At 74.0% G+C, this 6,233-nt stretch carries 4 protein-coding genes; all 4 read left to right on the forward strand.

All coding sequences use genetic code 11. The features are described from left to right. The coding region (cobT, locus tag ACWGDE_RS34770; protein WP_453393052.1) for a nicotinate-nucleotide--dimethylbenzimidazole phosphoribosyltransferase at nt 1-2,147 on the forward strand (2,147 nt) is incomplete at its 5' end. 126 nt (nt 2,148-2,273) lie between these two features. Next, complete coding sequence (locus ACWGDE_RS34775) at nt 2,274-3,818, forward strand: hypothetical protein (protein ID WP_453393053.1); 1,545 nt, start codon at nt 2,274-2,276, stop codon at nt 3,816-3,818. Between the two features lie 203 nt (nt 3,819-4,021). Then, entirely contained in the window at nt 4,022-5,242 is a 1,221-nt protein-coding gene (gene cobA, locus ACWGDE_RS34780; protein ID WP_453393054.1) for a uroporphyrinogen-III C-methyltransferase, read from the forward strand. Between the two features lie 80 nt (nt 5,243-5,322). Then, the gene (locus ACWGDE_RS34785) at nt 5,323-6,135 is read left to right on the forward strand and encodes a TrmH family RNA methyltransferase (protein ID WP_453393055.1); all 813 of its coding nucleotides are present in this window, start codon (nt 5,323-5,325) and stop codon (nt 6,133-6,135) included. Nucleotides 6,136-6,233: the final 98 nt, after the last annotated feature.

Raw genomic sequence — 6,233 nt, forward strand, 5'->3', positions numbered from 1 at the left:
CGCACAGCCGGTCCGCGAGGAGGGCCGTCGTGGAGCCCGTCGCGGCCGAGCCCGTCGTGGAGCCCGTGGCCGAGCCCGTCGCCGTGGCCGTCACCGAGCCCGAGCCGGTCGTCGCGCCGGAGCCGCAGCCCGCAGAAACGGTGGTTCAGGCCGCCGAGCCGGAGCCCGCTCCCGAGGCCGCGCAGGCCGACGTACCGCCGACGCCCGAGCCCGCCTTCGAGGCGGCGCCCGTGCTGGAGCCCGTACTCGAACCCGTACGTGAGCCCGTACTCGAATCGGTGCCGGAGCCGGCGGCCGAGCCCGGGGCCACCGACGTACCGGCCGAGGCCGTGACGGCCGACGACGCGCCGGCCGAGGCTGTTCCGGCCGATGCCGTGCCGACGGATGCCGTGCCGACCGACGAGGCGCCGGCCACCGAGGCCGCCCCCGCGTACGCCGACGCCGAGCGCGAGGCCGTCCTGCGCGTCATGCGCGAGCGCCGCGACATCCGCAAGGGCTTCCGCACCGACCCGATCCCGCACGAGGTGCTGCTGCGCGTCCTGGAGGCGGCCCACACCGCGCCCAGCGTCGGCCACTCCCAGCCGTGGGACTTCGTCGTCATCAAGTCCGCCGAGACCCGCCGGACGATGCACGAGCTCGCCCAGCACCAGCGCGAGGCCTACGCGAAGTCGCTGCCCAAGGGCCGGGCCAAGCAGTTCAAGGAAATCAAGATCGAGGCCATCCTCGACACCCCGGTGAACATCGTCGTCACCGCCGACCCGACCCGCGGCGGCCGCCACACCCTCGGCCGGCACACCCAGCCGCAGATGGCCCCGTACTCCTCGGCCCTCGCCGTCGAGAACCTCTGGCTCGCCGCGCGCGCCGAGGGCCTGGGCGTCGGCTGGGTCAGCTTCTTCGACGAGCGCGAGATGGTCCGCGCGCTCGGCCTGCCGGAGCACCTGGAGGTCGTCGCGTACCTGTGCGTCGGCTACGTGGACGAGTTCCCCGAGGAGCCCGAGCTCGCGCAGGCCGGCTGGTCCCAGCGCCGTCCGCTCTCCTGGGTGGTCCACGAGGAGACGTACGGGCGCCGCGCGCTGCCCGGCGAGGAGCCGCACGACCTCCTCTCGGAGACGGTCGCCAGCATCCGCCCGCTCGACGCGAAGGCGCTCGGCGAGGCGTGGGAGCGGCAGAAGCGCATGACCAAGCCCGCCGGGGCCCTGGGCATGCTCGAAATCATCTCCGCGCAGCTCGCCGGGCTCTCCCGGGTCTGCCCGCCGCCGATCCCCGAGCCGGCCGCGGTCGCGATCTTCGCGGGCGACCACGGCGTGCACGCCCAGGGCGTCACCCCGTGGCCCCAGGAGGTCACCACGCAGATGGTCGCCAACTTCCTGGGCGGCGGCGCGGTCTGCAACGCGTTCGCCAACCAGGTGGGCGCCGAGGTCTGCGTGATCGACGTCGGCGTCGCCGGCGACCTGCCCGCCACCCCGGGCCTGCTGCCCCGCAAGGTCCGTCCGGGCACGGCCGACCTCTCGACCGGCCCGGCGATGACCCGCGAGGAAGCGATCGCGGCCATCGAGGTCGGCATCGAGACGGCCCGCGACCTGGTCGCGGCAGGCAACAAGGCCCTCCTGACGGGCGAGATGGGCATCGCGAACACCACGGTGTCCGCCGCGCTCATCTCGGTCTTCACGGGCGTGGACCCGGCGGAGGTGACGGGCCGCGGCACCGGCATCAACGACGAGACCCACGCCCGCAAGGTCGAGGTCGTCCGCCGCGCCCTGGACCTCCACCAGCCCGACCCGGCGGACCCGATCGGCGTGCTCGCGGCCATCGGCGGTCTGGAGCACGCGGCGATCGTCGGCCTGCTCCTCGGCGGAGCCTCGCTCCGCACCCCGGTCATCCTGGACGGCGTCAGCGCCGGCGCGGCCGCCCTCGTGGCCCGCGCCATCGCCCCCGAGTCCCTCTCGGCGTGCATCGCGGGCCACCGCAGCGCCGAGCCGGGCCACGTCGCGGCCCTGAACAAGCTCGGCCTGCGCCCCCTGGTCGACCTGGACCTCCGCCTGGGCGAAGGCACGGGCGCCCTCCTGGCCCTCCCGCTGGTCCAGAGCGCGGCCCGCGCGATGCACGAGGTGGCCACCTTCGACTCGGCGGGCGTCACCGAGAAGTAGCAGCCCGGCCCTGCCGCCGGACCCGTACGGACGGGCCCGGCGGCAGCACCCGTCAGCCGGTCTCCGGCACCGCCTGGTGGCGCAACCCGCCCTGCGGGACACCGCGGATGCGCCCAGCCTGGTCCCATGGCAGGCACCAGACCGACCGTGGTCGTCCACGCTCCCGATGCCCGGGGCCTTCGTCCCGTCACCGAGGGCGGCGTCCTGCTGGGCAGGGTCTGGTCGCCGCGGGAGCTGCGCCGGCTGCTCCGGCGGACCGGACGCAGGCGGAGCCCGGAGTCGAACCCCGGGTCCGCCCCCGGACCCGACGCCCGGCTCGCCCCCCAGCCCCTCCGCTACGAGGGCCTGGGTGAGCGCGACTGGCCGGACAAGCCCCTGCGCAGGCGGCTGACGGCCACCGCGATGGTGGTGGGCCTGCTCGGCTGCGCGGCACTGCTGATCGGCATCGGCCAGGTGGACGCCTCCGGGTCGACCACCTTCGCGGGCCGCCTGACCGGCTTCCTGCTCGTCCTCGCGGGCCTGGCCCAGGTGGCGGCCGCGCTCGCGGCCTGCGACTTCTTCGGCAAACTGCACTGGCCGTACTCGGGCGTTCCCGTGGTGGTCGGCGCCGTCCTCGCCCTGATCCTCACCACCCTGCTGCTCGTCATGTGGTTCGAGGAGCGCGAGTTCGTCCCCCTGCTGCCCGCCTACGGGCTCCTGTGGTGCTGGTCGGTGTGGGCCCTGTGGATCCTCCACCGGCGGCGGGCCTGGTCCGGGATGAGGTATCCCAAGAGCGTCGTCGCGGGGCTGACGCTCTCCGGCGTGCTGGCCGTCACCAACTTCTCCTACGCCGCTCTCTACACGCCCAATGCGGCCCGGGCACAGCTGATCACGACGGCGACCATCGGGAAGCCGACGGTCAGCCGGGACGGCACCGTCCTGTACGTACCGGTGACGGTGGGCGTGAAGAACACCGGCACGGTGGCCGTGAACGTCGTCGGCAGCGCCTACTGGGTGACCGGGACGTCGACCGTGGCCACCACGTCCGTGTTCCCCGATTTCTGGCGCGAGGCCAAGGTGCTCGACGTGGACGGGGACGCGGAACGGTACGCGCGCCTGACCGGCCGGACCTTGCTGGCCACGGGCACCGTCACGGTCGCGGGCTCGTGGCTCGATCCGGGCTCCGAGCACGCGGAGGAGAAGATCATCCAGCTCCCCGTGGGCGGCGAGCGCCCGGAGTACACCGTGGTCGAGGCGGTGTCCAAGGTCATCAGCATCCGGCAGGACCGCGCCAGGGTCCCCCAGGGTTTCAAGCACCCTGCCTTCTCGTGGAGGACCGCAGAGGCCGCCCCTCCTGCCGTCTGCCGGTCGTTCATGAAGGACTGCTTGCTCTTCCGCGCACGGGTCGAGCACAACAACAACCTCGTCAACGTGACCCGCGGGCCGCGCTACCTCAGCCTCTGGTCCTACCAGGAGCCCGGCGCCGAGAATGTCGAGATCGATGCTGGGATCTCCCGGATCGACCGCCACGGAAACCCTGTCCCTCCCGGGGAGCCGGGGGACCGGTACGGATTCGCGAGCGAAACGTCCCGGGTCTCCCGCATCGCCGTCGACCCGCCGGTCACACCCAAGGCCGCGCCCACCCCGGACGATGAGGCGTCGACCGTTCCGCAGGACGGCGAGGACGGCTGAACCGGCCGTCCGTACCTGGCCGCCGGGCCCCGCCGGGCCGGCGGAGGTCATCGACCGGCCGGGGCGGCGGCCCCCGGGGCGACCGCCGCCCGGGTGGGTCGTATCGTGGACCTCGGACGGGCTACCGCACGTCAACGCCCGATCAGCCGCTCCAGCGACGCAGCGGCCCCGCCGTCACCGCCGCATCAGGAGCCGCAACCGCCATGGGACACCCGGCACACCCCGCCTACCCCGTCGGACTCCGCCTCACGGGCCGCCGCGTCGTCGTCGTCGGCGGGGGACAGGTCGCCCAGCGCCGCCTGCCCTCGCTCATCGCGGCCGGGGCCGACATCCTCCTGATCTCGCCCTCCGCGACCCCCTCCGTGGACGCCATGGCCGAGACCGGCGAGATCCGTTGGGAGCGCCGCCGCTACCAGGACGGCGACCTCGCGGGCGCCTGGTACGCCCTCGTCGCGACCCGCGACAGGGCCGCCAACGACGCCGCCTCCGCAGAAGCCGAGCGCGAGCGGATCTGGTGCGTCCGCGCCGACGACGCCGAGGCCGCCACCGCCTGGACCCCGGCCACCGGCCGCGTCGAGGGCGTGACCGTCGCCGTGCTGAGCGGCAACGACCCCCGCCGCTCCGCCGCCGTCCGCGACGCGGTCGTCGAGGGGCTGCGCGACGGCTCGCTGACGGCCGCCCGCCCGCACACCCCCGGCGTCTCCCTCGTCGGCGGCGGTCCCGGCGACCCGGACCTGATCACGGTCCGCGGACGCCGCCTCCTCGCCGAGGCCGACGTCGTCATCGCCGACCGCCTCGGCCCCCGCGACCTCCTCGACGAGCTCCCCCCGCACGTCGAGGTCATCGACGCCGCGAAGATCCCGTACGGCCGCTTCATGGCCCAGGAGGCCATCAACAACGCCCTGATCGAGCACGCCAAGGCCGGCAAGGCCGTGGTCCGGCTCAAGGGCGGGGACCCGTACGTCTTCGGCCGCGGCATGGAGGAGCTCCAGGCGCTCGCCGAGGCCGGCATCCCCTGCACCGTGGTCCCGGGCATCTCCAGCTCCATCTCGGTGCCCGGCGCCGCCGGCATCCCGGTCACCCACCGCGGTGTGGCCCACGAGTTCACCGTGGTCAGCGGCCACGTGGGCCCCGACGACCCGCGTTCCCTCGTGGACTGGGCCTCCCTCGCCAAGCTCACCGGCACCCTGGTCGTCCTCATGGGCGTCGACAAGATCGGCCTGATCGCCGAGGCTCTGGTCCGCCACGGCCGCCCCGCCGACACCGCGGTCGCCGTCATCCAGGAGGGCACCACCGCCTCCCAGCGCCGCGTGGACGCCACCTTGGCCACGGTCGGCGAGACCGTCCGGGCCCAGGAGGTGCGGCCCCCGGCCGTCATCGTCATCGGCGACGTCGTCAACGTGCACCGGCCCGACGCCCCCTAGGGCAGCAGGCCGTCAGGCCGTCAGTACAACCCCGTAACCGAGCCGTTGGCACCGCACCCAGGACAAGGCAGTATCACCCTGTGGCTGATCTCATCACCGTCGAGGACCCCGACGACCCGCGCCTGCGCGACTACACGGGCCTGACCGACGTAGAACTGCGGCGCAGGCGCGAGCCCGCGGAAGGTCTCTTCATCGCCGAGGGCGAGAAGGTGATCAGACGCGCCAAGGACGCCGGGTACGAGATGCGCTCGATGCTGCTCTCCGCCAAGTGGGTCGACGTCATGCGCGACGTCATCGACGAGCTCCCGGCCCCGGTCTACGCGGTCAGCCCGGAGCTCGCCGAGCGCGTCACCGGCTACCACGTGCACCGCGGCGCCCTCGCCTCGATGCAGCGCAAGCCGCTGCCCACGGCCGAGGAGCTCCTCGCCACCACCCGGCGCGTGGTCATCATGGAGGCGGTGAACGACCACACCAACATCGGCGCCATCTTCCGCAGCGCGGCCGCCCTCGGCATGGACGCGGTGCTGCTCTCGCCCGACTGCGCGGACCCGCTGTACCGGCGCTCCGTCAAGGTCTCCATGGGCGCGGTGTTCTCCGTGCCCTACGCCCGCCTGGAAGCCTGGCCCAAGAGCCTGGACTCGGTCCGCGAGGCCGGCTTCAAGCTCCTCGCCCTGACCCCGCACCAGAAGGCCTCGCCGATCGACGTGGCCGCCCCGCAGACGCTGGAGCGGGTCGCGCTGATGCTGGGCGCGGAGGGGGACGGGCTCTCGACGCAGGCGCTGGTCGCCGCCGACGAGTGGGTGCGCATCCCCATGGCGCACGGAGTGGACTCGCTGAACGTGGGCGCGGCCGCGGCCGTCGCCTTCTACGCGGTGGCCAGCGGCCGCCCGTAGCAATCTCCCCGAGCCGTGGCGGGAAGCGGCGGCCGGAAGTCGTAGCCGGGGCCGAGGGCCCCGGCAAAAGATTTTGGGCCGCCGCGATGCCCAGTGCC

Source organism: Streptomyces sp. NPDC054956 (genome assembly GCF_053609185.1).